Raw genomic sequence first — 25,906 nt, forward strand, 5'->3', positions numbered from 1 at the left:
AGCTCATTCGATGGTTACAGCGTGCGGGCGCGTTCCTCGACCTCGAACAGTTCGAGCGTGTCGCCGGGCTTGATGTCGTTGGTGTCCTGCAACACCGCACCGCATTCCATGCCTGCACGGACTTCGGACACATCGTCCTTGAAGCGGCGCAGCGAGGCGATGTGGGTGCGCGACACGATGACATCGTCGCGGGTAAGGCGCGCATTGAGACCCTTGCGGATGATGCCGTCGAGGACGAGCAGACCGGCCGCCTTGTCCTTCTTGCCCGCCGGGAACACCTGAAGCACCTCGGCCCGGCCGACGATGGTTTCGATACGCTCCGGCGCGAGCTGGCCCGCCATTTCGCCACGGACTTCTTCGAGCAGGTCGTAGATCACGTCATAATAGCGCAGCGAGATCTTCTCGCGCTCCGCCAACTGACGCGCCTTGGCATTGGGACGGACGTTGAAGCCGATCAGCGGCGCACGGCTGGCGGCTGCCAGCGTGACGTCGCTTTCGGTGATCGCGCCGACGCCCGAATGCAGGATGCGCACCTTGATCTCGTCGGTCGAGATGCGGTTGAGCGACGACACGATCGCTTCGACCGAACCCTGCACGTCGCCCTTCACCACCACCGGATATTCGATGACGGTCGTGTTCAGCGCCGAGAACATATGCTCGAAGCTGGTCGGAGCGGTGGTGGTGCGCTTCTTGGTCGCCTGTTCCTGACGGTAAGCGGCGACTTCGCGGGCGCGGGCTTCATTTTCCACGACGGTGAGTTGGTCGCCCGCCATGGGAACACCCGAAAGACCCAGCACCTCGACCGGAGTCGAGGGACCGGCGGTCTTCACATTCTGGCCCTTGTCATTGATCAGAGCACGCACCTTGCCGCTCTCCGCGCCGATGACGAAGGTGTCGCCGACCTTGAGCGTGCCCCTGCGGACCAGCACGGTGGCAACCGCGCCACGGCCCTTGTCGAGCTGCGCCTCGATCACATTGCCTTCGGCAGCGCGTTCGGGGTTGGCGGTCAGTTCCATGACCTCGGCCTGGAGCAGAATCTTCTCGATCAGCTCGTCCAGACCCGTCTTCTTGAGCGCCGATACCTGCACGTCCTGCACGTCGCCGCCCATATCCTCGACGACGATCTCATGCTCCAGAAGACGCTCGCGCACCTTTTGCGGATTGGCTTCCGGCTTGTCGCACTTGTTGATCGCCACGATCATCGGGACGCCAGCGGCCTTGGTGTGGTTGATGGCTTCGATGGTCTGCGGCATCAGCCCGTCATCGGCCGCCACCACGAGGATGACGATGTCGGTGACGTTGGCGCCGCGCGCGCGCATTTCAGAGAAGGCTTCGTGGCCCGGCGTATCGAGGAAGGTGATGACGTCGCCCCCCTTGGTCGTCACCTGATAGGCGCCGATATGCTGGGTGATGCCCCCGCTTTCGCCCGCGACCACATCGGTCCCGCGCAGCGCGTCGAGCAGCGAGGTCTTACCGTGGTCGACATGGCCCATGATGGTTACGACCGGCGCACGGAGCTTCAGCGTCTCGGGCGCGTCGACATCGCCTTCGATGCCGATTTCGACGTCGGCATCGGACACGCGCTGGATGCGGTGACCGAATTCCTCGACCAGCAATTCCGCCGTATCCTGATCGATCGGCTGGTTGAGCGTGACGGCAGTGCCCATCTTGAACAGAGCCTTCACCAGATCCGCGCCCTTTTCGGCCATACGGTTGGCGAGTTCCTGAACGGTGATGCTTTCCGGCACGACCACATCGCGCGACTGCTTTTCGCGAGCCTGGGCACCGCCCGAATAATGGGCGCGGCGTTCCTTCTCGCGGGCGCGCTTGAGCGCGGCGAGGCTGCGGGCGCGAGCGCTGTCGTCGTCCGCCAGAGCGCGGGTCACGGTCAGCTTGCCGGCCTGACGGCGATTGTCGTCGCCACGCTTGGCGCGGTCGGGCTTGGCCGGTTCCGGACGCTTGACCGGCGCGACCGGGGTAAAGCGGCGCGGCGGAGGCATGGCGGAGGCGCCGGGCGTTGCCGGCTTCTGATCGGCGGCAGCGGGCGCGGCTTCGGCGGCAGGCGCAGCTTCTTCGGTTGGCGCAGGCGCGGCCGGAGCCTCGTCGACTTCCTCGACAGCCTTGGCCTGTTGCTCGACCTGACGCGTGGCTTCCGCCTCAGCGGCTTCGGCAGCCAAGCGATTTTCCTCGGCTCGGCGCTTTTCTTCCTCGGTCGCGGCAAGACGCTGGGCATCCTCGCGGCGGCGCGCATCTTCCAGCGCGGTCATCCGGGCCTCTTCCGCCTCGCGCAGCAGCTTGGCCTGCAATTCCTGACGCGACATCAGGCTTTGCGGCGGCGACTGGCGCACGGGAGCGGCAGGCTGCGGCGCGCGAGTCTGCTGCGGCGGGGAAGCCGGAGCCGCCGGAGCGACAGGCGCAGGCGCGGGATCGGCCTGAAGCTCAGGCGCAGAGGCGCCGGCTTCACCCGGCCTGCCCAGGATGCGGCGCCGCTTCACCTCAACCACGACCGTATTCTTGCGGCCATGGCTGAACTGCTGCTGCACCTGACCGGACTCGACCGTGCGCTTGATCCCCAGCGGCTTGCGGCCCAGAACCGGCTTGTCTTCCTTGCTGTCACTCATACGACTGAACTATACCCTTCACATCAACCCGGCTGGTAAGGCCCGCCGGCGCCTTTCAATTCCAACAACCACTTCAGGCGCCCAGCGCACCGGCAGAGTCCTGCTCCCCATGCACCGGCGCCTCGTTAGCGCAACCCAGATAGCTTTCCAAGCGGCCTATGGCCGCACGCAGACGCGACGCCGCACGCGAGTCGGTCACTGCGATATGGACGACATTGTCCCGCCCCATTGCCATAGATAGGGCGTGTCGGTCCACAGGCAAGACGATGCCCGCCAAATCGGTGCCCTCCGCCTCCTGCCCGACGCGGAGCGCCTGATCGAGCTTGCGGTTGCCGTCTGCAGCCGCATCGGCGGCATGAAGCAAGAGGGTCACGTCCCCTTTGCGGCAAGCGACATCGATCTTTTCCGAACCTGTAAGGACCATGGAAGCCTTCGCCTCCAGCCCCAGACGGTCCAGCAGAGCCTTGCGCAAGCCGTCCTCGATGAGGGCGGGCAGCGTGTCGGGGATTTGCAACTCGCCTGTCTTGAAGGCGCGGGCCAGTGCGCCCTTGAGCTTGCCTTTCATGTGCGGCTGTTCGAGTTCGGTGCGGGTGACGCCGATCCAGGCGCCCCGGCCGGGGGCTTTGGCGCGGATGTCGGGCAGGATTTCGCCATTGGGGCCGCAGGCGAGGCGCACCAGCATTTCCGGGTCGGCGCGGTCGCCGGACAGAATGCATTTGCGTTCGGTCATGCCAGCGCCTCCCCGCCAACTGCCATGTTCCTGCGACCCGAAGGGCAGCGCAAGCCAAAGCAGGAACCCAGTTCAGCGCTATCGAGGAGATGCGACGGCGGGGATGGGCTCCTGCCTTCGCAGGAGCCCATCAGCCGAACAGCGATGTCGGCGTTCAGCCTCTCATTGGGAAGTGACCGCAGCATTGGCGTCCTCCCCAGGTTTGGAGGCCGGCACGCGGTCAGCGATAAGCTGCCCGCCCGACCCATAATTTTCCGTCGAAATCTCGGAAATCACCACTTGCACGGCAGCAGGCGACTTCCCCAGCCGCTCGACAAGCGACTGGGTGACGTCAGCGACGATAGCCGCCTTCTGCTCACGGGTGGCGTTTCCGGCCAGACGGATGTCGACAAAGGGCATCTGTTCTTACGCTTCCTCGTCTTCGAACCAGTGCGCGCGGGCGGCCATGATGATCTCATTGCCCTGCTCTTCGTTCAGGCCATATTCGGCCAGAATCCCGCCCTTGTCCTCGCTGCTTTCGTTGCGGCGGCGGCGCTGGTCGACGCGCTTCTTCGCGATCAGCTCATCGGTGGCGAGGTCGGCCAGATCATCCAGCGTCTTGATGCCCGCCTTGCCCAGCGTCACCAGCATGGCTTCGGTGAGGTGCGGCATGCCGGCCAGCGCGTCCTCGACGCCCAGCGCCTGGCGCTCTTCGCGGGCAGCGGCTTCGCGGCGATCCAGCGCTTCCTGCGCGCGGCTCTGCAATTCTGCGGCGAGGTCTTCGTCGAAGCCCTCGATCGCGGCCAGTTCCTCGACGCCGACATAGGCGACTTCTTCCAGCTCGCCAAAGCCTTCCGCCACCAGAAGCTGCGAGAGCGTCTCGTCCACATCCAGCTCGTTCTGGAATAGTTCGGAGCGGGCGACGAATTCCTTCTGGCGCTTCTCGGACGCGTCGGCCTCGGTCATGATGTCGATGGCCTTGCCGGTGAGCTGCGAGGCCAGACGGACATTCTGGCCGCGACGGCCGATGGCGAGCGAGAGCTGATCGTCGGGCACGACGACTTCGATGCGTTCCTCTTCCTCGTCGATGACGACGCGGGCGACCTGCGCGGGCTGAAGCGCGTTGACGACGAAGGTCGCGGTGTCCTCGCTCCAGGGGATGATGTCGATCTTTTCGCCCTGCATTTCCTGCACGACGGCCTGCACGCGGCTGCCCTTCATGCCGACGCAGGCGCCGACCGGGTCGATGCTCGAATCGCGGCTGATGACGCCGATCTTGGCGCGGCTGCCCGGATCGCGGGCGGCGGCCTTGATCTCGATCACGCCGTCATAGATTTCGGGCACTTCCTGCGCGAACAGCTTCTTCATGAATTCGGGGTGTGCGCGGCTGAGGAAAATCTGCGGCCCGCGATTTTCGCGGCGCACGTTCAGGATCACCGAGCGGATGCGGTCGCCCACGCGGACGACTTCGCGGGGAATCTGCTGATCGCGGCGGATGACGCCCTCGGCGCGGCCCAGATTGACGACGACATGGCCGAATTCGACGGATTTCACGACGCCGGTGATGATCTCACCCACGCGGTCCTTGAATTCCTCATGCTGGCGTTCGCGCTCGGCGTCGCGGACCTTCTGGAAGATCACCTGCTTGGCCGACTGGGCGTCGATGCGGCCCAGGTCGATCGGGGGCAGCGGGTCGACGATGAAGTCACCGATCACGGCATCCTTCTTCAGCTTCTGCGCCTGGCGCAGATCGACCTGCTTGAAATAGTCGTCCACAGCCTCGACCACCTCGACGACGCGCCACAGGCGCAGGTCTCCGGTCTCCGGGTCCAGCTTGGCGCGGATGTCGTTTTCCGCACCATAGCGGGCGCGGGCGGCGCGCTGGATCGCGTCTTCCATCGCCTCGATGACGATCGCCTTGTCGATCATCTTCTCGCTGGCGACGCTGTTCGCAATGGCGAGCAGTTCGGCCTTGTTGGCGGAAATGGCGTTGGCCATGGTCGTGAACCCTTATTCTTCGGTTTCGAACTCGTCCGCCCCATCGGAGGAGAGCGGCATACTAGCAGCAATCAGCGCGTCGGTCAGTATCAGCTTGGCATCCCCGACCAGCGCGAAAGGGATGACCACTTCACCGGCCTTGACGTCGGTGAACAATATGTCCTCGCCCTCGACGCCGTTCAGCACGCCCCGGAAGCTCTTGCGGCCCGAGACGGTTTCGGCGGCGGCGATCTTCGCCTCATGCCCGGCCCATTCGATGAAATCGTGCAGGCGGGTCAGCGGACGGTCGATGCCAGGCGAGCTGACTTCGAGGCGATAGGCCTCCTCGATCGGGTCGGCTTCGTCCAGCACGTCCGAGAGGCGGCGGGAGATGGTGGCGCAATCCTCGATGACGAGCTGCTTCGTTTCCGGCCGTTCGGCCATGATCTGCAGCGTATATTCGTCGCCCGATCCGAACAGCTTGATGCGCACGAGGGCGAAGCCCAGGGCTTTCACCTCCGGTTCGATCAGGGCTGTCAGTTCGGCGATGTCCGCCATGCAGTCTCCAAAAGCAAATGTGCAGCTTCTTCGTCGCCGCAGGCTCTTGCCTGCGACCCCGACATGTTTGACGATGTAAGGAAGCAACGGCGATATAGGCGGGATGCCGCGCTGCTGCAACAACATTTGTTGCAGGGCATTTCATGCCCGGACGAGAGGAGATTCGATGCGCCAATTCGCCCTGACCGCCCTGCCCCTGGCGCTTATCGCCTGTTCGCCGGACAATGCCGTGGGGCAAAATAGCGCCGCCTCGACGGACAAGCCATTCAAGACGTCGGTGATTGCCGATTTCGATTCTCCCTGGGCGATGACCTTCCTGCCGGACGGGCGGATGTTGATTACCGAGAAGGCCGGCGAGATAATCCTGTTCGATCCGGGAAACGGAACGAAAATTCCCGTCGCGGGAATGCCGAAGGTCGACAGCGCAGGCCAGGGCGCCCTGATGGATGTCGTGCTGGCGCCCGGATTTGCGCAGGACAAGAGGGTTTATTTCAGCTTCTCCGAAACCGGACAGGGCGGCAAGGGTGTGGCGCTCGCCACCGGCACCTTCCATCAGGCAAGCGACGGGACGACGAAGCTGGATGGCGTGAAGGTGATTTTCCGTGCCAGCCAATATGTCGACGGCAACGGCCATTATTCGGGGCGAATCGCCTTTTCCCCGGATAGGAAATATCTGTTCTTCACCAATGGCGAGCGGCAGAAATTCGATCCGGCGCAGGATCCGAAATCGACATTGGGCAAGGTGCTGCGGTTGAATTTGGATGGGACGGCTGCGGCGGGCAATCCGCTGGCGGCCAAGGGATTTCATCCGGCGGTCTGGTCCTATGGGCATCGCAACCTGCTGGGGATCGCGTTCGACAAGGACGGGCGGCTCTGGGAGCAGGAAATGGGGCCGCGAGGCGGGGATGAACTCAATCTGATCAAGCCGGGGCTGAATTATGGCTATCCCCTCGCTTCCAACGGCAGCCATTATGATGGGCGCGACATTCCCGATCACAAGCCGGGCGACGGGTTCGAAGCGCCAAAGCTCTGGTGGAATCCGGTGATCTCGCCCGGTGGGCTTGTCTATTATTCGGGCGACCTGTTCCCGCAGTGGAAGAATTCGCTGTTCATCGGCGGGCTGTCGAGCCAGTCGCTGGTGCGCGTGAAGCTGGACGGAGACAAGGCCGTCAAAGCCGATCGGTGGGACATGGGCGCGCGAATCCGGGAGGTGGAGCAAGGGCCGGATGGCGCGCTCTGGCTGCTGGAGGATGGCAAGGATGGGTCGCAGGGACGGTTATTGAAGCTGACGCCTGCCTGATATCGTCATCCCAGCAAAAGCCGGGGTCTCAAGCCGAAGCGCGAGACATAGCCGCACGAGATCCCAGCTTTCGCTGGGATGACACATGCAATCAAACCAACCGGCTCTGCTTGACCGCCGCTTCGATGAAGCTGGCGAACAGCGGATGCGGGTCGAAGGGTTTGGACTTGAGTTCCGGGTGGAACTGCACGCCGACGAACCAGGAATGGTCCGGCCGCTCGACGATTTCCGGCAACATGCCGTCGGGCGACATGCCCGAGAAGATCAGGCCGCCCTTTTCCAGCGGTTCGCGATAGCCCGCATTGACCTCATAGCGATGGCGGTGCCGCTCGCTGATCTCGCTCGCGCCGTAGATGCCCGACACGACGCTGTTGCCGGTGAGCTTGGCCGGATAGGCGCCCAGACGCATCGTGCCGCCCAGATCGGTCTCCGCCGTGCGCTTTTGCAGGCCTTCCTTGCTCATCCATTCGGTGATGAGGCCGACGACCGGCTCGCTGGTTTCGCCAAATTCGGTGGTCGAGGCATTGTCGATGCCCGCCGTGTTCCGCGCGCCCTCGATGCAGGCCATCTGCATGCCCAGGCAAATGCCGAAGAAAGGCACATTGCGCTCGCGGGCGAACTTGACCGAGGCGATCTTGCCCTCCGACCCGCGCACGCCGAAGCCGCCGGGGACGAGGATGCCGTGCATCGGCTCAAGCCGGGCGGCGATGTCCGCCCCCTCTTCCTCGAACAATTCGGCGTCGATCCACTTGATGTTGACCTTCACCCGGTTGGCGAAACCGCCATGGTGTAGGGCTTCGTGAAGCGACTTATAGGCATCGGGCAGGCCGACATATTTGCCGACCACGCCGATGGTGACTTCGCCCTCGGGATTTTGCTGGCGGTCCATGATGTCGTGCCAGCGGTCGAGCTTCGGCTCGGGCGCACCCTCCATGCCGAAAGCGCGCAGCACTTCATCGTCCAGCCCCTCGGCATGATATTGCGTCGGCACGGCATAGATGCTGCTCGCGTCGAGCGCCGGGATGACGGCTTCGGGCCGGACGTTGCAGAACAGCGCGATCTTGTGCCGCTCGCTCTCCGGCAACGGATGTTCGCAGCGACAGAGCAATATGTCGGGCTGGATGCCGAGCGAGGTCAGTTCGCGCACGCTATGCTGGGTCGGCTTGGTCTTCAGCTCGCCCGCCGCCGCGATATAGGGGACCAGCGTCACATGGACGAAAATCGACTGGCTGCGCCCCAGATCATTATGAAGCTGGCGGATCGCCTCCATGAAGGGCAGCGATTCGATGTCGCCCACCGTCCCGCCAATCTCGCACAACACGAAATCCAGATCGTCGGATTCGGCGAGGGCAAAGGCCTTGATCTCGTCAGTGACGTGCGGGATCACCTGCACCGTCGCACCCAGATAGTCGCCGCGCCGCTCGCGCTGGATGATGGTCTGATAGACGCGGCCCTGGGTCACATTGTCGGATTGCCGCGCCGAAACGCCGGTAAAGCGCTCATAATGGCCAAGGTCGAGGTCGGTTTCCGCCCCGTCATCAGTCACATAGACTTCGCCATGCTGATACGGACTCATCGTGCCCGGATCGACGTTGAGATAGGGATCGAATTTCCGAATGCGCACACGGAAACCTCGCGCTTGCAACAAAGCTGCAAGCGAAGCGGCCATCAGGCCCTTGCCAAGCGAGGAGACCACGCCGCCGGTGATGAAAATATACCGCGCCATGGGAGGAGAGGCTTAGCCTTTTACAAACGAGTTAAGCAAGCGCGCGAATCCACGCGCGAGCAAAAAAAGCGAAATTGACGGTTAAGTCGTTCAGTTCGCGAGCGGAACCGCACCATTTGCAGCGTTGCTGCTCGCCGCGCCCGCAGCGCCGGCCAGCGGATCATTGCCGGTGGCCGGAGCCGGAGCGGTCGCCGGAGCGCTGGGCGCCTGCTTCACGAGCGATGTGTCGATGTCGCTCGGGCGGTGCTGGATCGATGCGATGACCGCCAGCACGACCGACAGAGTCACGAAGATAGCGGCAAGAATCGTGGTCGAGCGGGTCAGGAAATCGGCCGCGCCGCGCGCAGACATGAACCCCGCCGGGCTGCCGCCGACGCCCAGGCCGCCGCCTTCCGACTTCTGCATCAGGATGACGGTGACCAGCAGAGCAGCGACAATGGCCTGCACGACGAGGATGAAGGTGAACATGGGGGCGAACTCTGTCTGGTAATGGGTGCGTTGCCGCGCACATAGCGATGAAGGGGCGCGGGGGCAACCGCCCCTCTTCTCCCCTCCCGCCTGCAGAGGGCTTATTCAGGCGGCCGCTGCGATTACCGGAGCGAATTTCTCCGCCGTCAGGCTTGCGCCGCCGATCAGGCCGCCGTCGACATCGGCCAGCGCCAGAAGCTCCGCCGCATTGTCGCCGTTCATCGACCCGCCATAGAGGATTCGCATCCCATCGGCCTCCCCGCCGATCCGGCTCGCCAGCGCGGCGCGCAGGGCGGCGTGCATGGCGGCGACCGCTTCCATCGTCGGGATTCGCCCCGTGCCGATCGCCCAGATCGGTTCATAGGCGATCGCCAGCCAGTCCGCCGCCGCCCCGTCCGGCAAAGATGCCAGCAATTGCGCCGATACGACCGCCTCCGCATTGCCCGCATCCCGGACGTCGAGGCTTTCGCCGACGCAGAGGATGACCTTCAGCCCCGCCGCCTTCGCCGCCAGTGCTTTCGCCGCGACATCGGCATCCGTTTCGCCCTGGTCCTGCCGCCGCTCGCTATGGCCGACGATGGTCCAGCTCGCACCGGCCTCCGCCAGCATCGCAGCGGAAAGGCAGCCGGTTTGCGCGCCGCTCGCCTTCATATGGCAATCCTGCGCGCCGACGAAGGCCGCGCCTTTCACGCCGTCCGCCGCCGCGATCAGCGTCGCGGGCAGACACAGCCCGACATCCACCGCCGGATATTCGCGCGCAAGGCCGCCGATCGCCTCCACCTCGCCTAATTGGGCACGAAGGCCGTTCATCTTCCAGTTCCCGACAACCAGCTTCCGCCTGCTCATCGATCTTTCCCCTTATGGTTATTGCTGCACGGTGCCCAACGGCGCCGCTCTCCAATGCGAACCGTCGAGTTGGCCGAGCCGATGAACGGCGCACGGGCATTTGTCCAGCCTTGCGCCCGTCGCGCCCCTTGCCCACGCGACGATCCGCCCTTAAAGCGGGCCGCCATCAAAGCCGCATTTACGGACTTTCCTCCATGCTTTCAGTCTTTCGCCGTTTCATCCACTCCAAATTCGGCGCCTTCGCGGCCCTGATCTTCCTTGGGATCGTCGCGGCCGCCTTCATCATGGGGGACCTCACCAGCGGCAAGTTCGGCACGTCGCTGGGCGCCGGAGAAACCGCGGCGAAGGCGGGCGGATCGCGCCTGACGATGACGGAATTTCAGGACCGGGTGCAGCGCGTGTTCGAAAATGCGCGCCGTTCCAATCCGGGCCTTCAGATCAGCGATTTCCTGGCCCAAGGCGGCGGAGCGCAAGTCTATGATCAACTCGTCGCATCGATGACGCTGAAGGAATATGCGGGCGACCAGAAGGTCCATATTTCCAAGCGGCTGGTCGACGCGCAGATCGCGCAGATCCCGGCCTTTCAGGACGCGGCGGGCAATTTCAGCCAGGAGAATTTCCGGCAATTGCTGCTGCGGGAACGGATCACGGAACAGGCGCTGCGCGACGATATCAGCCGCGAAATATTGGAGCGGCAGATGCTCGCCCCCCTGGGCCTGGGCGTGAAGCTGACCGACTCCATGGTGCTGCCCTATGCCTCGCTGCTGCTGGAGGCGCGCCAGGGAACCATCGCCGTCGTTCCCGCCAGCGCATTCAGGGACATCAAGGATCCGACCGACGCGCAACTCAATGACTTCTACAAGCAGAATGCCGCGCGCTACACGATTCCGGAACAGCGCCGCATCCGCTACGCGGTGATCGATGCCGAACGCTTCACCCAGGCGGCACAGCCGACCGAGGCGGAGATCGCGGCCGCCTACAACCAGAACAAGGCCGCCTATGCCGCCAGGGAAAGCCGCAGCTTCGAGCAATTGATCCTGCCGACCGAGGCAGGCGCCAAGGCGATTGCAGATCAGGTGAAGGGCGGCAAGTCGCTCGCCGCCGCGGCGCAGGGCGCTGGTCTCTCCGTGTCCGAGCTGACCGACCAGAGCCGTGAGGCGCTGACTGCCGCTTCTTCCGCCGCTCTGGCCAATGCGGGCTTTGCTGCGAAGCAGGGCGAGCTGGTCGGCCCGATGCGCGGGTCGCTGGGCTGGGCGCTGCTGCGCGTCACGGCCGTCAAGTCGACGCCCGCGCGCGCCCTGGAAGCCGTGCGGAGCGAAATCGTCGCCACGCTGCGGACGCAGAAGGAAAAGAAGCTGCTGAACGACTTCACCGGCAAGATCGAGGATCAGATCGCCAATGGCGGCAGCTTCGAGGAAGTGGTGAAGGATAATGGCCTGAAGCTGGAGACCACGCCTTTCCTCGTTTCCTCCGGCAAGCAGGTCGAGGATGCGGCCTATCAGCTCTCCCCCGATGTGAAGCCGCTGCTCGCCCCCGTCTTCGGGATGAGCCAGGATGACGATGCGCAACTGATCCCGATCGCTGCCGACAAGCGCTATGCGCTGGCCGCGCCCGGCGACATCCAAGCCGCCGCGCCGCCGCCGCTCGCCAAGGTCAAGGCGCTGGTGGCGATGCAGTACAAGCTCGCCCAGGGCAATGAGAAGGCGAAGGCGCTGGCCGAACAGATCCGCGCCAAGGTCGCCAAGGGCATGAAGCTGGAGGAGGCGGTAGCCTCCGCCGGTGTCGCCCTGCCCAAGCCTCAGGTGGTGGGTGGTCGCCGCGCCGACATCATGCGCGACGGGCAGCGTCCGCCCGCCGAGGTCGCGATGCTGTTCACCATGGCGCCCAACAGCGTGAAGACGCTGCCCGCCGGGCAGGATCGCGGCTATTTCGTGGTGCAGTTGAACGCCATCAAGCGCGGTGACGCGGGCAGCGACAAGGCGCTGGTCAATCAGGTCCGCGACCAGCTCAGCGACGTCGTCGGCCAGGAATATGGCCAGCAGTTCGAGCGCGCCGTCGAGAAGGAGCTGGGCGTCAAGCGCAACGCCAATGCGGTGGCCAGCGTCCAGCGCGCTCTCGCCAGCGCCAATAATGGCGGTCAGTAAGATGGTTGCGGGGGGACCGGCAGGGATGGACGGCATCGAGAGCGCGCGCAAGGCACTGGCGGCGGGGCAATCCGCGCTGGTGTGGCGGCGCCAGATCGCTGATACCGACACGCCGATTTCCGCCGCGCTCAAATTGTTCGAGGCCGATCGCGGCGACTTCCTGCTGGAATCGGTCGAAGGCGGCGCGGTGCGGGGCCGCTACAGCCTGATCGGGCTGGCCCCCGACCTCGTTTTCCGGGCGCAGGGCCATGCGGCCGAGATCAACCGCCAATGGGCGACCGACCGGGAAGCCTTTGTGCCGGAAAGCGTGGACGCATTGGATGCGCTGCGGGCGCTGGTCGCGGAGTGCCGGGCGGAGCTTGATCCGGCACTACCCGCTGCTCTGGCCTGTCTGGTCGGCTATTTCGGCTATGAGACGGTCGGGCTGGTCGAAAAGCTGCCCCGCCCCGCGGAAAATCCCATCGCGCTTCCCGACATGCTGTTCGTGCGGCCGACGGTCATATTGGTGTTCGACCGGCTGGCCGACGCGCTCTTTCTGGTCGCGCCGGTGTGGAAGGGCAGCTTTGCCGACGCCGATCGCGCCGTGGAACAGGCGCTGGAGCGGATCGACGCCATTGCTGCGCGGCTGGCGGCGCCCCTGCCCGTACAGACCGCCCCGGCCGAGATTGCCGATGTCGCGGTGACGCCGGTGCTGGAGCCGGGCCGCTATGCCGCCATGGTCAACAAGGCGAAGGACTATATCGTCGCGGGCGACATTTTTCAGGTCGTGCTGGCGCAGCGCTTCACCAGCCCCTTCACCCTGCCGCCGATCGCGCTCTACCGCGCATTGCGGCGGATCAACCCCTCGCCCTTCCTCTATTATCTCGACCTGCCCGGCTTTGCCTTGATCGGATCCAGCCCGGAAATCCTGGTCCGGGCGCGCGACGGCGAAGTCACCATCCGCCCGATCGCCGGCACCCGCCCACGCGGCAAGAATGCCGTCGAGGACGCCGCCAACCGAGAAAGCCTGCTGGCTGACCCCAAGGAACGGGCGGAACATCTGATGCTGCTCGACCTCGGCCGCAACGATGTCGGCCGGGTCGCGGCGGCGGGCACCGTCACCGTGACGGACAGCTATACCGTCGAATTCTACAGCCATGTCATGCACATAGTCTCCAATGTCGTGGGGCGGCTGGCGCCGGAGAAGGATGCGCTGGACGCGCTGTTCGCGGGCTTCCCGGCGGGCACGGTTTCAGGCGCGCCCAAGGTGCGCGCCTGCGAGATCATCGCGAAGTTGGAGCCGGAGACGCGTGGGGCTTATGCCGGGGGTGTCGGCTATTTCGGGCCGGACGGCAATATGGATAGCTGCATCGTCCTGCGCACCGCTGTGCTCAAGGATGGCGTGATGCATGTCCAGGCGGGCGCGGGCATCGTGGCGGATTCGACGCCGGAATATGAACAGCGCGAATGCGAAGCGAAGAGCGGCGCGCTGCTCGCTGCGGCAAGGGAAGCCGTGGCATTGGCGCGCTCGGCGGGTTTCGGGCAGTAGCCCTATTGGGATTGGCCTGTGGTTGAAATGGGCCATTTTCAGCGATTGAGTGCACCGTGTTCCTGCGAAGGCAGGAACCCAGATCAGACGGCGGAACTGGGCTCCTGCCTCCGCAGGAGCACGTCAACGACTGTCCGTCTTCTACCCATTTGGTGACACCGCTCCCACGCACTCAGTCCCTGAACGCTTTAATCCGCCGTCGTCGGATCGATCGTCGCGCGCACCTGAGCGATGCTGTTGGCCGGGAAGCCAGCCATTTCCGCATGCTGGCGGATCAGTTCCTCACTGGGGGCGCGATAGACGCAGTAGATCTTGTCATCCGTCACATAGCTGTGGACCCATTGGATATCCGGGCCAAGCTGGCGCAGGACATTGCAAGACCCTTGCGACGCACCCTTGAGCTGATCGCCCGACAATTGGCCGACGCCCGGCATGTCCCGTTCGATCACATATTGCGGCATGGCATCCTCCCCATCTGAAGACGGGCGGAGTGTACGCCTTTCACGCGCCCGGTTCGAGAGGCGATATCGGGTTAGTCATCACGACAGGCCGCCAGCACCAACCGCCGCGAGACGAACGAGGCGGCGCGGAAAAGGCATGGACCCGGCGCATGCTTCAGACACGCCGGACGGTTCCCGCTGGTTCCGACGTCACCGGATAGCCAAGGTGACCGGGAATGCAGAGATGCCTCTCTCCATTTCTCTCCTCGAACCAGGGCGTCACCTTTTCGACCGGGATCGACAGGGCATGCGCCGCCAGATCATCGAAGCTGCCGAATTGCGCCAGCCGCTCCAGATTGCGCCGCGTCGGAAAGATGACCTGTCCTTCCCCCCGATCGCAACGCTCCAGCGTCTCCGTCGCGCCGCTCCAGAAAAGCTGCACATTTTCGGTTTCATCGACGCTCGCCGCCTGTCCCTCCGGCGCCCGGGCGAGGTAGAAGCGGGTATCGAACACGCGCCGTGCATGTTCCAGTCGGGCTGGATGCCAGCGGGCAAAGGGGACCAGCGCATCCAGCGCGACTTCCAGCCCATGCGCGCCCAGAATGTCTCCAAGGCCCGCTCCCTCCGCCAGCGCCCGCCGCATGGCGCCGATCCGGTCCGGCTCCAGCGGACGGGTGAAGGCGATGGCCAGGCCGCTTTCCTCCAGCGTCTCGCGGATCGCGGCGATGCGCGCCGCCGCTTCGTCCAGCGGCAGGCCGCCGGCGATTTTCGCGGCCAGGGCATGATCGCCGACATCCACCGCTCCGCCCGGAAAGACCAGCGCGCCCGCCGCGAAGGCCATGCTCGACGCCCGTTCCATCATTAGGATTTCCGGCGCCGCGCCCGGTCGATGACGCAGGATGACCACCGTCGCGGCGGCGCGTCCTTGTGGCATATTCTCTGTCATGGAACCGCAATAGGCGTTGAAATCGCAAGCGGTAAAGTCCCTTAGGTCAATTCCGCGAAGGGACTGCCGACCCCAAGGTCGTTGCCCCGTTCTCCCGCGAAATATTCTTCAACCAGAAGTGGGGCAATGCGGTAGCCTCGCTTATGCCAGAAATCCGCCAAATCCCGGACTCCTGCGGGGCGGCGGGGATCATTCTCTTCGCGCGCCACCGCGCAGAATGCGGCGCAATCCGCGCCCGCCGCCTTTGCCGCCGCCTCCCGTTCATCGAAGAAGCGATGGCCGATGCCCTGCCCGCGAAATTGCGGCAGCAGCACTGATTCCCCGAAATAATGGACCGCGCGGGGATCAACGCCCGCTGCGAGGAAGGAGGCCTTGATCGCATCGGACTGCGTTGCCATGGGCGAGGCTGTCGCCATGCCAACTGGAATCTCGCCTACTCGCGCGACGATGAGGATCGCATCAGCGTCACTCAGAAATTCCGCCAGATAGCCGGCCTCATAATCCAGACTGCCATCATAAAGATAAGGCCAGGTGCGAAACACCGTCATCCGCAGGGTGGCGAGCGCGCGCAGGGACATATCGTCCCGGCCGATCCGCTCGATCACCAGCGGCGCGACAAGATCGGTCGTCATGCCGCGCCGCTCACCTGCCGCAGCCAGTCGGCCAGATTATAATGGTTGCTGACGCGGGCGATCCGACCGTCCACGATTTCGAAGAACGCGCCCACCCGCAAACGGTACCGCTGTCCGTTCGCGGGCGGCAGGTCATTGTCGGTCTGAAGATATTCACCCTCCAGATGGAACTCCGCCGCTGCGCGCGCGCCGTCGGCGGAGGTCAGGAAAACGGGGTCGATCACCCGTTCCCTGTAACAGCGGTTCATATGGTCGAGGAACGCCGCGAAGGCCGCCTTGCCGTGACGCGGCTCGCCCTGCGAGGGTTCGTGCACCACATCATCGGTCAGCAGATCCAGCATCGCCGTGGCATCGCCGCGGTTGAAGGCATCATAATAAAGGGACAGCACAGTCTCGCTCATCAGTCCTTAACGAGCCGAGCCGCGTGCCAGTGCAGATGGTCGGCCATGAAGGTGGAAATGAAATAATAGCTGTGGTCATAGCCTTCGCGCAGGTTCAGCGTCAGGTCGATGCCCGCCGTCTCGCAGGCCGCCTTCAGCAGTTCGGGACGCAATTCCTGTTCGAGAAAATTGTCGGCCATGCCTTGATCGACCAGCAGCGCAGGGACGCGAGCGCCATCCTCGATCAGCGCGACCGCGTCATGCCGCCGCCATGCCGCAACATCCTCACCCAGATAGCCGCCCAGCGCCTTCCGTCCCCAGGGCACCCTGCCCGGCGCGACGATCGGCGCGAAGGCCGATACCGCCCTGAACCGGTCGGGATGGTTTAGCCCGATGGTGAGTGCGCCATGGCCGCCCATGCTGTGCCCCATGATCGACTGGCGTTCCATGGCGGCGGGAAAATGCGCCGCGACCAGCGCGGGCAGTTCCTCGGTCACATAGGACCACATGCGATAATGGGCCGCAAAGGGATGCTGCGTCGCATCGACGTAGAATCCGGCGCCCAGACCGAAATCATAGGCGCCGTCCGGATCGTCCGCCACGTCCTCGCCACGCGGGCTGGTATCCGGGGCGACGAAGATCAGGCCCAGTTCCGCGCAAACCGCACGGAACTCACCCTTTTCAGTGACATTGGCGTGGGTGCAGGTCAGCCCCGACAGATACCAGACGACCGGCAGTTTCGCCCCTTGCTCATGAGGCGGCACATAGACCGAGAAGGTCATCTCGGTGCCCGTTGCGGAGGATGCGTGGCGATACACGCCCTGCACCCCGCCAAAGGCCTTGTTCGCGCTGACCTGCTCCAATGTCATGGGATCAGTGTCCGTCCGTGAAGGCGTAGCTGACGACCTTGTTGCCGGCAGGATCGCGGAGATAAGCGGCGTAGGCGCCGGGCAGATGGCTGCGAGCGCCTGGAGCGCCCTCATCCGTGCCGCCATTGGCCAGACCGGCGGCGTGGAAGGCATCGACTTGCGCCGGAGTGGCACCGGCAAAACCGATCGTCACGCCGTTGCTCGATGGAGCTTCGCCATTGCCGGGCTTGGCGATGATGAACGCAGGCTTCTCCTTGCCATAGAGAATCCAGCCATTGCCGAACGGCCCGAGATTCCCGATGCCCAACGCTCCAAGCGCAGCATCGTAGAATTTGGCCGAAGCATCAACATCGGCTGCGCCAATGAAAACATGGCTGAATATGCCGTCACCGGAAATCACTGCCATATATTCCTCCTTGCTTGTCTTGAAATCGGCGCGTCGGCGGGGTTTAAGCGCCTCCACTATCTGGTCGGAACTTGGCGCAGGCCACACTTTGCCTGCCGTGCAGGCGGGTAGATCTGCCGTTCAGAACAGCACGACGCTGCGGATGCTCTCGCCCGCGTGCATCAGGTCGAATCCCTTGTTGATCTCCTCCAGCGTGAGGACGTGGGTGATCATGGGATCGATCTCGATCTTGCCGTTCATGTACCAGTCGATGATCTTGGGAACGTCGGTGCGACCCTTGGCGCCGCCGAAGGCCGTGCCCTTCCAGACGCGGCCGGTGACGAGCTGGAACGGGCGGGTGCTCACCTCCTTGCCCGCTTCGGCCACGCCGATGATGATGCTTTCGCCCCAGCCGCGATGGCAGCATTCCAGCGCGGTGCGCATCACTTCGGTATTGCCGGTCGCGTCGAAGCTGTAGTCGGCGCCGCCGTCCGTGATCTCCAATATCTTCGCGACGGTTTCCTCACGCGACAGACCCTTGCTGTTGAGGAAATGGGTCATGCCGAACTTGCGACCCCATTCCTCGCGGTCCGGGTTGATGTCGATGCCGATGATCTTGTCCGCGCCGACCATCTTCGCGCCCTGGATGACGTTGAGGCCAATGCCGCCCAGGCCGAAGACCACGACATTCTCGCCGACCTGCACCTTGGCCGTGTTGACGACCGCGCCGACGCCGGTGGTGACGCCGCAGCCGACATAGCAGCTCGACTGGAACGGCGCGTCCTCGCGGATCTTCGCCACCGCGATCTCCGGCAGGACGGTGAAGTTGGAGAAGGTCGAACAACCCATATAATGGAAGATCGGCTGGCCCTTATAGCTGAAACGGGTCGTGCCGTCGGGCATCAACCCCTTGCCCTGGGTCGCGCGGATGGCTGTGCACAGGTTGGTCTTGCCCGAAAGGCAGCTTTTGCACTGGCGGCATTCGGGGGTGTAGAGCGGGATCACATGGTCGCCCGGCTTCACAGACGTCACGCCCACGCCGACTTCGCGCACGATGCCCGCGCCCTCATGGCCCAGGATCGAGGGAAAGATGCCCTCGCTGTCGAAGCCGTCCAGCGTGTAGGCGTCGGTGTGGCAGATGCCCGTCGCCATGATCTCGACCAGAACCTCGCCCGCCTTCGGGCCTTCCAGATCGACCTCGACGATCTCCAGGGGCTTCTTCGCTTCAAAGGCGACGGCGGCGCGGGTCTTCATCTCTCATTCCTCGTCATGGTCCAATTTCGAGAGGAAGGAGCATGGCTCGGCACAATTGGAAGAATTCCCGCATAACCATGCGGGAATTCTTCCAAGCCGTTTCATCGGCACGCCCTCTCTCTCTGCTACGCCACCCTAGCGCTATTCCGCAGTGGTGATAATATGGTGTTTTAAAAAATCATTATTTCTGGAATGGGACAATCGGATGTCGAATTGGGATGGCATCGATGAATTCATCAGCGTCGCCACAGCCGGCTCCTTCACGCGAGGGGCAAGAGCATTGGGCGTGTCCACCACGCATGTCAGCCGTTCGATCATGGCGTTGGAGCAGCGCGTGCAGGCGCAGCTATTCCATCGGACCACCCGTACCGTCCGGCTGACCGACACCGGCCGGGTGTTTTTGGAACGTTGCGAGCGCATCGCCCAGGACAGGGACGAAGCCATCGCACTGATCAGCGATCAAAGCGAACCGCAGGGCGAGTTGCGCGTCACTTGTTCGACCGCAATGGGCGAAAGGTTCGTGGCACCGATCATCCGTCGCTTCGCCATGCAGCATCCCAGGCTTGCCGTGTCGATCGAATTGTCCAATCGCGTCATCGATCTCGTTGGCGAAGGGTTCGACCTGGCCGTACGCACGGGCACGACCATCGACCCGCGCCTGATTGCCACGCGGGTGGCGTCACGTACGCTCTATACCTGCGCCGCGCCCAGCTATCTGGCGTCGGCGGGACGTCCAACGGAGGTTGAGACGCTAGGGGAGCATGAATGTATTGCAGGCTCCGCAGGCACTTGGCATTTCAAGGTCGACGGCGAGGAAATGATCCATCGGCCCAAAGGGCGTTTCAGATGCAATAGCGGACATGCTGTCATGGAGGCATGCGTCTCCGGTCTTGGCATCTGCCAACTGCCCGATTTCTACATTCTGCCTTATCTTAAACACGGCATGGTCGAGCTGTTGCTGGAAAATTTTCAGCCGGACGACGAACCCATCTGGGCAGTCTATCCCCAGCGGCGCCATCTCTTGCCGAAGGTGCAGAAGGTAGTGGACTGTCTGCTCCATGAGCTGGGGCCAGCGATGAACCGCCCCAAGAGGGAAGCGCATCCTACCTCTTAGAGCGCGCTGCGCTAAATCGGACGCAGGGCGCGCGCTCTAATTCCTTGTTGTCGCATCCTTTTAAGCGGAAAACCGGTTCCCACTTTTCCGGACGATGCTCCAGCTGTCTGGTTCCAGTAGAGCGAGAGGATCCGGTTAGGAAAACTGCCGCATCACCTGTTCGTCTCACTTGAGCGGTTGCCGCAGCGTTTGCCGGCATGAGCGCCTCCTGGCTCGCTCAAGGATGTCGCGTTCAACCTGCTTGACGGCGCATTGCCAAACTGAAAGTCATGATGACGCAGGCGCATGATCTCGATCATCATGTCGGTGCGGATATTGCCCGAACCGATGATAACCGTCTTGATCTTGGCCATGGCCTTCAAGTCTTTCCATAGGTGAAATTCGTTTCGCCGATGCCGCCGATGACGGCCCGGACCTGATCGCCGGGATTGAGCGCCACCATCGGCCCCAGCGCACCGGCCAGCAGAATATCGCCCGCCTTGAGCGGCTCGCCGCGCCGCGCCAGCGTCTGCGCCAGCCATGCGGCGGCGTTCAGCGGATTGCCCAGCACCGCCGCGCCCACGCCAAAGGATACGGGTGCGCCGTTGATTTCCATCACCATGCCGCAACTGTAGAGATCGAGCCCTTCGAGCCGCTTTCCATCCCGCGCGAGGACGAAGAAAGCCGAGGAGCCATTGTCCGCAACCGTATCGGCAAAGCTGATTTTCCAGTCCGCGATGCGGCTGTCGACGATCTCGATGGCGGCATGGACGCTGGCGACGGCCTGCCCGACCATGGCGGGCGTGGTGTCGGGATCGAGCAGGTCCGCGCCAAGGATGAAGGCAATTTCCGCCTCGGCCTTGGGCTGCAAGACCCGTGCGGGATCGAGCGTGCCGCCATCGGCGATCCGCATATCATCGAACAGCACACCAAAGTCCGGCTGGTCGACGCCCAGTTGCTGCTGCACCGCCCTGGCGGTCAGCCCGGCCTTACGGCCGACGATGCGCCGTCCCTGCGCTTCCCAATAACGGGTGTTGATCGTCTGGATCGCATAGGCGCCGTCGGCATCCTGCGGCTCCAGCCCGTCGCGCATCGGCGGCACCGCACCGTCGGCATAGGCATTCCGCAAACGGCTGGCGAGGTCTTCACGATTGGGGGACGGCATCGATTTCGTTCCTCTCTTTCTCTTCGAGCGATTGCAGCACCAGAGGCAACAATATCTTGGCATCAGCCACCATCCCGACCTCGGCATAGCGGAAGATCGGGGCGTCAGCGTCGCTGTTGATCGCGATGATCCGGCTTGCCATGCCGATTCCGGCAAGATGTTGCGGCGTCCCCGAAATGCCGGCGGCCAGATAAAGCCGGGGAGTCACGAAATGGCCGGACTGGCCGATCTGGCGCGACACAGGCGCAAGACCGAGGTCGACCGCGGGCAGGCTCGCGCCGAGCGCCCCGTCGAGCCGTTGCGCGATTTGGCCGAGGGTGGCGAAGCTTTCGGCGTCCAGTCCCCGCCCCCCACTCACCACCAGACGCGCGCCCTCCAGCGCGGCGTCGCGGGCGGGCAGTTCGACATGGTCGATCCCCGATATGCCGGGCGCCGGCAGCGTCACCATCCGGTCGCAGGCGGGTGGCTCGTTCATGGTGGCGACGGCAATGCCCTGCGTCAGCCGCAGGTCAAACAAGATACGCCCCCCATAGGACGGACGCCTTGCGACCAGCACATCGCCGTCCACGCCGATCTCCGTCAGGCGGCCCAGCAATACGGCATCGAGACGCGCCGCCAGAACTCCCGCCAGCGCCTCGCCTTCGGGGGTTGCTGGTAGAATGAACAGGGAGCGGTCACTTGGCCAGTCCTGTACCGAATCATTATCGCTGCCCACGCCGATCGCCACCAGAATGCACTGCCACCCCTTCATAGCCGTTCCCCCATGAGGACGATCGCGAGCGCGCGCGCCTGTTCCTGCACCGTGCCTGCGATCATCAGGCAATCGGTGGGCGACCGCGCGCCCGCCAATTCGCCGCTGCCAGCAAGTTGGAATCCGGTGGCGCCCACCGCGAAAGCCTCCCGACGTTCGATCTGCGCCTGACGAGCCTGCACGACATTCTTCATCAGCGGCTTGCGCAGCCGGGTGCGCCGGTCATTGGTGGCGCTGGCGACGATGGGCCCGGTGACCGCTAACCATTCCTCACGCGCACCCACTTCGCGCATCAGCCGCAGGTGCGGAGCCGCCTCCACCATCTGCACGCGGCCGAAAAAGGGCAGGCCGAGGATGGCAGCCAGCATCGGGGGCACCAGTCCATCGTCGCAATCGCCAAATTCACGGCCGATCAGAATCAGGTCCGCGCCACGCGCCGCCACAGCCAGCGCCCGCGCGGTCGCCGCCTGATCCCAGGGCGTCGCCAAAGCCAGCATCGATACGTCCGCGACGTGAAACGCAGAGACGGCGCGGGCCAGCTTGTCGCATTCAGGACCGCCCGCGACGATCGCGCTCAGTTCGACATCGGGCTGGGCATCGCGGACCCTCAGCGCCATTTCCAGTGCCGCTGCATCGAAAGGACTGAACAGCAGCCGGTCGCCGGAGCATTCGGGCAGGCCGCCCGGTCCCGGCGCCACCGGCCATTTGGGATCGAGCACGCCTGCGATCAGCACCATGATCCTCATGACGCCGCCACCGCTTCGCCCGCAATCCGCCCGAACACCACCGCCTTGCCGAGGGCCGAGCCAGTCATATAGGCGGCGCCATGGAAGCCGCCGGTGACTTCGCCAGCGGCGTACAACCCCTCGATCCAGCCACCGTCGGCGCGCAATACTCGCGCTTGGCTGTCAATGCGCAGGCCGCAATAGGTGCCGAACACCACGGCGGTCGAAGGATAGGCATAGAACGGCCCCTGATCGATCCTGCGCAACGCGCCATGATGATGCACAAGATGCGACCTCCCGAAATCGGGATCATGCCCGGCATCGACATGGGCGTTGTAGCGATCCACGGTCGCTGACAGCACATCGGGATCCATCTCGATCTGCGCGGCAAGATCCGCCATCGTATCACCTGTATAGAAGAGCCCTTCCTCCAGCCGCCGCCCGAAATCCAGGATACGGACGCGGTTGTCGCCGGTATCGAAAATCGCCTGGTCCATGATCTGATAGGCGCAATGCCAAGGCTGGGCCATCACCGCATCGCCCAGCAGCTTGTAGGAAATGCTCTCGTCGACGAAGCGCTGCCCGTCCTGGTTGACGGCGATCGCCCCCTTGTAGACCGCCTGCAGGCTGTGGTCGTTGCTCTCGTCGGTCGGATGCTTGCCGAAGGTGCCCTTCACATAATCCATGTCGCGCAAGTCCGCGCCCAGCGCCTGCGCCATCTGCAACCCGTCGCCCTGCGATCCCGCTCCGGCGACGAACACGGCCGGGGCATATTGGGGGGCGTAGCGGTCGAGCAACAACGGGTTCTTGGCAAAGCCGCCGCTGGCGATGATGACGCCGCGTGCCGCTTCGAGCGTTTCGCCGTTTTCGAGAACGACACCAGTGACTCGCCCGTCCGGATTCTGGAGCAGCGAGCGCGCAGCCGTGCCCGGGCGATAATCGATATGGCCGGTTTCTTCGGCGGCGGCATGGATTGCGCGGACCATATCGGCGGGATCGACGCTGTGCACGCGCGGCACCGACTGGCCCGCCGCCGTCTCAATCACAGGGCTGAAAGCCACCCCAGCGGCCTTCAGCCATTCATAGGTGGTGAGTTGCGCATCGCAATAAGCCCGGACCAAATCCGCATCGTTCACGTCCTTGCCCACTTCGCGCAGGTCGGTGAACAGCAGATCAGGACTGTCGGCCACGCCTTGAGCCGCCTGAAGATCGGTCCCGGCAAAGGCGAGGCACCCGCCGCTCATGGCCGAGGAACCGCCGGATTCGGCCAGTTTTTCCAACAGCACGACCTCCAGGCCATGCTGCGCGGCGGACAGGGCGGCAGCCCAGCCAGCCGCCCCGCCGCCAATGACGATCACATCAGTCATGCGGGGTTCAATCCGTAGAAATCGAGAATTTCGTCGCGTCTGACCGGATCTGGCATTGCGCCGAAATAGCCTGTCCCCGCCGCCTGCCTGCCCGCCCGGCGGGCATCCACCGCCACTTCCGCCGCCCGCACCCAGGCGCCCAGGGAATCGATCACCGGAACGCCGTCCACCTCACTGACGCCGTTCATCGCCAGCAGCACATTGAGCGGCGCCTCCCCCGGCACGATCGCCTCCGCGCCCCTGGCGATCAGGTCACGGGCCGCGCTCCGAAACCGATCGATCAGCGGGCCGGGACTGCCAAAACCCGCAAGCACGTCAGTGAAACGGAAGCCGACGTCGCAGGCGCCGACGAGCCGGCAGCCGATGCCGTGGCGGCGGACATTGTCGCGATAGAGTTCGGCCAGCTCGGGGATGAACAGCAGCGCCCCGAACCGCCGCCCATCGTCCACCGCCGCCCGCGCCGCGCATTCGCCATAGCCCACCACCGGAATGCCGACCAGGGCACGAATTTCCCGCAGCCCCGGTTCCGGCAGGGTGCTGAGCGCGAAGGCGTCATAGCCCTGCCGTTCCGCCATCAACGCGCCCTGCATGAACTGGATCGCGTGCAGGAACTGGAAGCCGACATGCTTGATATCGTCGCCCGGATAGTTGGTCCGATAGGTGCCTTCGCGCATGCCGTGCATGTCGATCACCGTGTCGGGCCGCGCCACCTGCTTGAAATGCGCCTTCAACGCGTCGTCATAGGCGGCAAGGTCGCTGAGGACGGTGAAGCTTTGGTGCCAGATGCGGATGTCCATCTCAGTCGGCCTTCGGTTTTTCGTAGAGCAGCGGCGGCAGTTCGCCACTGAGCAGATAGCCGCCCAAGGCACCGGCATTGTTATCGGCATCCTGGGTGACATGATTGGCGGCCACGAGCGTGTCCCGCAGATAGCGCTGGATCGGGTTGGATTTGTACACGCCCCGCGCGCCGGTGCATTTGTAGAGCGTCAGCACCGCTTCCTCGCACTCCCGCCCGATGCGCGCCATGTCGAGCATATAATGGATGCGATCCTCGGTGGAGACCAGTTCGCGCCGTTCGACGATCTGCGTGCAATGCGCCATCATCTGTTCCATGCGGGCCTGCGAAGCGCGGACCTTTGCCACGGCATTGGCCAGGCGATCCTTGACATAGGGGCTGAGCCGCGTCGCAGCGCCCGATCCATTGTCGACCCGCACCTGCATCTGGTCGATGAAGACGTCGATCGCCCCCTGCGCGAAACCGATGATCACCGAGGACACCGACGAATAGAAGACCATCGCAAAGGGGAAGAGATAATTGGTCGGCCGGTCGTCCATCTTGTAATCGATCATCGAATGGGCGCGGTGATCGGGGATGAAGGCGTCCTTGATCAGCAGGCTCTTGGATCCGGTGCCGGACAGGCCGAACGTATACCAGTCGTCAATGATCTCATAATCCTCGCGCTTGACCAGCAGGGCGTGGCGGTCGATCGGCACGCCCTTTTCATTGCGTTCCAGCGCGCCGATAAAGGCCCAGGTGCCATGGTCGCTGCCGCTGGAGGTGGGCCAGCGGCCCTTGAGGCGCCAGCCGCCCTCCACCTTGGTCAATTCGCCCACCGGCGGATAGGAGGATGCGATGATGGTCTGGTCATCCTCGCCCCACACATCCTGCGCGGCGCGATCGTCCATGACGCCGAATTCCCAATTGTGCACGCCCAGGATCATCATCGCCCATGCGCTGGCGCAGCAGCCGCGGCCAAGCTCCCCCAGCACCCGCATGAAGACGATCGGGTTCATTTCCCATCCGCCATATTTTTTCGGCTGGAGGATGCGGAAGAAACCGGCTTCGCGGAACATGTCGATCACGTCGTCCGGCACGCGGCGCGCCTCCTCGATCGCGTCGGCGCGGGCGCGCAGGCCGGGAACCATGGCGGCGGCGCGGGCGACCAGTTCCTTGGCTGTAGGAATTTCACTGGCCTTCTGGCCCAATACGGCAACGGACATGGCGGGCTCTCCTTGTATCTT

26 protein-coding genes are annotated in these 25,906 nt (G+C 64.1%); 4 read left to right on the forward strand and 22 right to left on the reverse strand.

What is annotated here, in order from left to right; genetic code table 11:
* Nucleotides 1-14 precede the first annotated feature (14 nt).
* The 5 genes from infB to rimP all read right to left on the reverse strand — a co-directional run bounded on the left by infB (nt 15) and on the right by rimP (nt 5,865).
* A complete protein-coding gene (infB, locus tag K426_RS15690; RefSeq protein ID WP_066558956.1) occupies nt 15-2,621 on the reverse strand; it encodes a translation initiation factor IF-2 in 2,607 nt (868 codons plus the stop codon).
* A 73-nt stretch (nt 2,622-2,694) separates the two neighbouring features.
* Nucleotides 2,695-3,351 (reverse strand): DUF448 domain-containing protein, encoded by a 657-nt coding sequence (locus K426_RS15695; RefSeq protein ID WP_066558958.1) that lies wholly within the window; start codon nt 3,349-3,351, stop codon nt 2,695-2,697.
* 162 nt (nt 3,352-3,513) lie between these two features.
* Nucleotides 3,514-3,750: a tautomerase family protein gene (locus K426_RS15700; RefSeq protein WP_066558962.1), complete on the reverse strand. Its 237-nt coding sequence runs from the start codon at nt 3,748-3,750 to the stop codon at nt 3,514-3,516.
* A 6-nt stretch (nt 3,751-3,756) separates the two neighbouring features.
* On the reverse strand, nt 3,757-5,328 hold the full coding sequence (gene nusA, locus K426_RS15705) for a transcription termination factor NusA (RefSeq protein WP_066558966.1): 1,572 nt from the start codon (nt 5,326-5,328) through the stop codon (nt 3,757-3,759).
* A gap of 12 nt (nt 5,329-5,340) precedes the next feature.
* Complete coding sequence (gene rimP / locus K426_RS15710) at nt 5,341-5,865, reverse strand: ribosome maturation protein RimP (RefSeq protein WP_066558972.1); 525 nt, start codon at nt 5,863-5,865, stop codon at nt 5,341-5,343.
* Nucleotides 5,866-6,031: 166 nt separating this feature from the next.
* Here rimP and K426_RS15715 point away from each other — a divergent pair, with 166 nt between their 5' ends.
* Nucleotides 6,032-7,165, forward strand: coding sequence for a PQQ-dependent sugar dehydrogenase (locus tag K426_RS15715; RefSeq protein ID WP_066558974.1), 1,134 nt, complete (start codon nt 6,032-6,034; stop codon nt 7,163-7,165).
* 91 nt (nt 7,166-7,256) lie between these two features.
* Here K426_RS15715 and K426_RS15720 read toward each other — a convergent pair whose 3' ends face one another.
* From K426_RS15720 to tpiA, 3 genes are all read right to left on the reverse strand, one after another.
* Nucleotides 7,257-8,891, reverse strand: coding sequence for a CTP synthase (locus tag K426_RS15720; RefSeq protein ID WP_066558977.1), 1,635 nt, complete (start codon nt 8,889-8,891; stop codon nt 7,257-7,259).
* Nucleotides 8,892-8,981: 90 nt separating this feature from the next.
* Nucleotides 8,982-9,359, reverse strand: coding sequence for a preprotein translocase subunit SecG (gene secG, locus K426_RS15725; protein WP_066558980.1), 378 nt, complete (start codon nt 9,357-9,359; stop codon nt 8,982-8,984).
* Nucleotides 9,360-9,464: 105 nt separating this feature from the next.
* Entirely contained in the window at nt 9,465-10,205 is a 741-nt protein-coding gene (tpiA, locus tag K426_RS15730) for a triose-phosphate isomerase (RefSeq protein ID WP_066558983.1), read from the reverse strand.
* A 194-nt stretch (nt 10,206-10,399) separates the two neighbouring features.
* Between tpiA and K426_RS15735 the strand changes: the two genes are divergently transcribed.
* Both K426_RS15735 and trpE read left to right on the forward strand, forming a co-directional pair.
* Nucleotides 10,400-12,349 carry a peptidylprolyl isomerase gene (locus K426_RS15735; protein WP_066558990.1) on the forward strand — a complete coding sequence of 650 codons (1,950 nt, stop codon included), beginning with the start codon at nt 10,400-10,402 and terminating at the stop codon, nt 12,347-12,349.
* Between the two features lie 25 nt (nt 12,350-12,374).
* The gene (gene trpE / locus K426_RS15740) at nt 12,375-13,877 is read left to right on the forward strand and encodes an anthranilate synthase component I (protein ID WP_066558992.1); all 1,503 of its coding nucleotides are present in this window, start codon (nt 12,375-12,377) and stop codon (nt 13,875-13,877) included.
* A 188-nt stretch (nt 13,878-14,065) separates the two neighbouring features.
* Here the strand turns inward: trpE and K426_RS15745 are convergent, their stop codons facing one another.
* The 7 genes from K426_RS15745 to K426_RS15775 all read right to left on the reverse strand — a co-directional run bounded on the left by K426_RS15745 (nt 14,066) and on the right by K426_RS15775 (nt 18,783).
* Nucleotides 14,066-14,338 (reverse strand): DUF4242 domain-containing protein, encoded by a 273-nt coding sequence (locus K426_RS15745; protein WP_066558995.1) that lies wholly within the window; start codon nt 14,336-14,338, stop codon nt 14,066-14,068.
* Between the two features lie 154 nt (nt 14,339-14,492).
* On the reverse strand, nt 14,493-15,263 hold the full coding sequence (locus K426_RS15750; protein ID WP_066558998.1) for an NUDIX domain-containing protein: 771 nt from the start codon (nt 15,261-15,263) through the stop codon (nt 14,493-14,495).
* A 41-nt stretch (nt 15,264-15,304) separates the two neighbouring features.
* Nucleotides 15,305-15,895 carry a GNAT family N-acetyltransferase gene (locus K426_RS15755; RefSeq protein ID WP_082748620.1) on the reverse strand — a complete coding sequence of 197 codons (591 nt, stop codon included), beginning with the start codon at nt 15,893-15,895 and terminating at the stop codon, nt 15,305-15,307.
* Nucleotides 15,892-16,296 (reverse strand): ketosteroid isomerase-related protein, encoded by a 405-nt coding sequence (locus tag K426_RS15760; RefSeq protein ID WP_066559000.1) that lies wholly within the window; start codon nt 16,294-16,296, stop codon nt 15,892-15,894. Before K426_RS15760 ends, K426_RS15755 begins: the two co-directional genes overlap by 4 nt.
* Complete coding sequence (gene fghA, locus K426_RS15765; RefSeq protein WP_066561875.1) at nt 16,296-17,138, reverse strand: S-formylglutathione hydrolase; 843 nt, start codon at nt 17,136-17,138, stop codon at nt 16,296-16,298. Before fghA ends, K426_RS15760 begins: the two co-directional genes overlap by 1 nt.
* A gap of 10 nt (nt 17,139-17,148) precedes the next feature.
* Complete coding sequence (locus K426_RS15770) at nt 17,149-17,550, reverse strand: VOC family protein (protein WP_066561877.1); 402 nt, start codon at nt 17,548-17,550, stop codon at nt 17,149-17,151.
* Nucleotides 17,551-17,670: 120 nt separating this feature from the next.
* Nucleotides 17,671-18,783, reverse strand: a complete 1,113-nt coding sequence (locus K426_RS15775; RefSeq protein ID WP_066559002.1) for an S-(hydroxymethyl)glutathione dehydrogenase/class III alcohol dehydrogenase — start codon at nt 18,781-18,783, stop codon at nt 17,671-17,673.
* A 205-nt stretch (nt 18,784-18,988) separates the two neighbouring features.
* Between K426_RS15775 and K426_RS15780 the strand changes: the two genes are divergently transcribed.
* Nucleotides 18,989-19,897: a LysR substrate-binding domain-containing protein gene (locus tag K426_RS15780; protein WP_066559005.1), complete on the forward strand. Its 909-nt coding sequence runs from the start codon at nt 18,989-18,991 to the stop codon at nt 19,895-19,897.
* 152 nt (nt 19,898-20,049) lie between these two features.
* Here the strand turns inward: K426_RS15780 and K426_RS15785 are convergent, their stop codons facing one another.
* Genes K426_RS15785 through K426_RS15815 form a run of 7 tightly spaced genes read right to left on the reverse strand, consistent with a single transcriptional unit; the run spans nt 20,050 to nt 25,885 of the window.
* Nucleotides 20,050-20,250: a hypothetical protein gene (locus tag K426_RS15785; protein ID WP_087574953.1), complete on the reverse strand. Its 201-nt coding sequence runs from the start codon at nt 20,248-20,250 to the stop codon at nt 20,050-20,052.
* 5 nt (nt 20,251-20,255) lie between these two features.
* Nucleotides 20,256-21,041, reverse strand: a complete 786-nt coding sequence (locus tag K426_RS15790) for a 2-keto-4-pentenoate hydratase (protein ID WP_066559010.1) — start codon at nt 21,039-21,041, stop codon at nt 20,256-20,258.
* Nucleotides 21,022-21,792: an electron transfer flavoprotein subunit alpha/FixB family protein gene (locus tag K426_RS15795; protein ID WP_066559012.1), complete on the reverse strand. Its 771-nt coding sequence runs from the start codon at nt 21,790-21,792 to the stop codon at nt 21,022-21,024. The genes K426_RS15790 and K426_RS15795 overlap by 20 nt, the downstream gene beginning before the upstream one ends.
* Nucleotides 21,789-22,538, reverse strand: coding sequence for a hypothetical protein (locus K426_RS15800; RefSeq protein ID WP_066559015.1), 750 nt, complete (start codon nt 22,536-22,538; stop codon nt 21,789-21,791). The genes K426_RS15795 and K426_RS15800 overlap by 4 nt, the downstream gene beginning before the upstream one ends.
* Nucleotides 22,535-23,884: an FAD-dependent oxidoreductase gene (locus K426_RS15805; protein WP_066559017.1), complete on the reverse strand. Its 1,350-nt coding sequence runs from the start codon at nt 23,882-23,884 to the stop codon at nt 22,535-22,537. The genes K426_RS15800 and K426_RS15805 overlap by 4 nt, the downstream gene beginning before the upstream one ends.
* Nucleotides 23,881-24,681 (reverse strand): aspartate/glutamate racemase family protein, encoded by an 801-nt coding sequence (locus K426_RS15810; protein WP_066559022.1) that lies wholly within the window; start codon nt 24,679-24,681, stop codon nt 23,881-23,883. The genes K426_RS15805 and K426_RS15810 overlap by 4 nt, the downstream gene beginning before the upstream one ends.
* 1 nt (nt 24,682) lies before the next feature.
* The gene (locus tag K426_RS15815) at nt 24,683-25,885 is read right to left on the reverse strand and encodes an acyl-CoA dehydrogenase family protein (protein ID WP_066561882.1); all 1,203 of its coding nucleotides are present in this window, start codon (nt 25,883-25,885) and stop codon (nt 24,683-24,685) included.
* Between the last annotated feature and the right edge of the window lie 21 nt (nt 25,886-25,906).

Origin of the sequence: Sphingobium sp. TKS, assembly GCF_001563265.1 — a bacterium.
GTDB lineage: Bacteria > Pseudomonadota > Alphaproteobacteria > Sphingomonadales > Sphingomonadaceae > Sphingobium.

Bases quoted from the DNA above. Each gene is read 5' to 3' on its own strand.
- K426_RS15770 (WP_066561877.1), bottom strand. From the start codon at position 17,550: ATGGCAGTGATTTCCGGTGACGGCATATTCAGCCATGTTTTCATTGGC.
- tpiA (WP_066558983.1), bottom strand. From the start codon at position 10,205: ATGAGCAGGCGGAAGCTGGTTGTCGGGAACTGGAAGATGAACGGCCTT.
- K426_RS15695 (WP_066558958.1), bottom strand. From the start codon at position 3,351: ATGACCGAACGCAAATGCATTCTGTCCGGCGACCGCGCCGACCCGGAA.
- K426_RS15805 (WP_066559017.1), bottom strand. From the start codon at position 23,884: ATGACTGATGTGATCGTCATTGGCGGCGGGGCGGCTGGCTGGGCTGCC.
- K426_RS15750 (WP_066558998.1), bottom strand. From the start codon at position 15,263: ATGACAGAGAATATGCCACAAGGACGCGCCGCCGCGACGGTGGTCATC.
- K426_RS15790 (WP_066559010.1), bottom strand. From the start codon at position 21,041: ATGCCGTCCCCCAATCGTGAAGACCTCGCCAGCCGTTTGCGGAATGCC.
- K426_RS15755 (WP_082748620.1), bottom strand. From the start codon at position 15,895: ATGACGACCGATCTTGTCGCGCCGCTGGTGATCGAGCGGATCGGCCGG.
- rimP (WP_066558972.1), bottom strand. From the start codon at position 5,865: ATGGCGGACATCGCCGAACTGACAGCCCTGATCGAACCGGAGGTGAAA.
- K426_RS15780 (WP_066559005.1), top strand. From the start codon at position 18,989: ATGTCGAATTGGGATGGCATCGATGAATTCATCAGCGTCGCCACAGCC.
- infB (WP_066558956.1), bottom strand. From the start codon at position 2,621: ATGAGTGACAGCAAGGAAGACAAGCCGGTTCTGGGCCGCAAGCCGCTG.
- K426_RS15795 (WP_066559012.1), bottom strand. From the start codon at position 21,792: ATGAAGGGGTGGCAGTGCATTCTGGTGGCGATCGGCGTGGGCAGCGAT.
- K426_RS15800 (WP_066559015.1), bottom strand. From the start codon at position 22,538: ATGAGGATCATGGTGCTGATCGCAGGCGTGCTCGATCCCAAATGGCCG.
- K426_RS15785 (WP_087574953.1), bottom strand. From the start codon at position 20,250: ATGGCCAAGATCAAGACGGTTATCATCGGTTCGGGCAATATCCGCACC.
- trpE (WP_066558992.1), top strand. From the start codon at position 12,375: ATGGACGGCATCGAGAGCGCGCGCAAGGCACTGGCGGCGGGGCAATCC.
- K426_RS15745 (WP_066558995.1), bottom strand. From the start codon at position 14,338: ATGCCGCAATATGTGATCGAACGGGACATGCCGGGCGTCGGCCAATTG.
- K426_RS15775 (WP_066559002.1), bottom strand. From the start codon at position 18,783: ATGAAGACCCGCGCCGCCGTCGCCTTTGAAGCGAAGAAGCCCCTGGAG.
- K426_RS15700 (WP_066558962.1), bottom strand. From the start codon at position 3,750: ATGCCCTTTGTCGACATCCGTCTGGCCGGAAACGCCACCCGTGAGCAG.
- K426_RS15810 (WP_066559022.1), bottom strand. From the start codon at position 24,681: ATGGACATCCGCATCTGGCACCAAAGCTTCACCGTCCTCAGCGACCTT.
- K426_RS15735 (WP_066558990.1), top strand. From the start codon at position 10,400: ATGCTTTCAGTCTTTCGCCGTTTCATCCACTCCAAATTCGGCGCCTTC.
- K426_RS15760 (WP_066559000.1), bottom strand. From the start codon at position 16,296: ATGAGCGAGACTGTGCTGTCCCTTTATTATGATGCCTTCAACCGCGGC.
- secG (WP_066558980.1), bottom strand. From the start codon at position 9,359: ATGTTCACCTTCATCCTCGTCGTGCAGGCCATTGTCGCTGCTCTGCTG.
- K426_RS15715 (WP_066558974.1), top strand. From the start codon at position 6,032: ATGCGCCAATTCGCCCTGACCGCCCTGCCCCTGGCGCTTATCGCCTGT.
- K426_RS15720 (WP_066558977.1), bottom strand. From the start codon at position 8,891: ATGGCGCGGTATATTTTCATCACCGGCGGCGTGGTCTCCTCGCTTGGC.
- nusA (WP_066558966.1), bottom strand. From the start codon at position 5,328: ATGGCCAACGCCATTTCCGCCAACAAGGCCGAACTGCTCGCCATTGCG.
- K426_RS15815 (WP_066561882.1), bottom strand. From the start codon at position 25,885: ATGTCCGTTGCCGTATTGGGCCAGAAGGCCAGTGAAATTCCTACAGCC.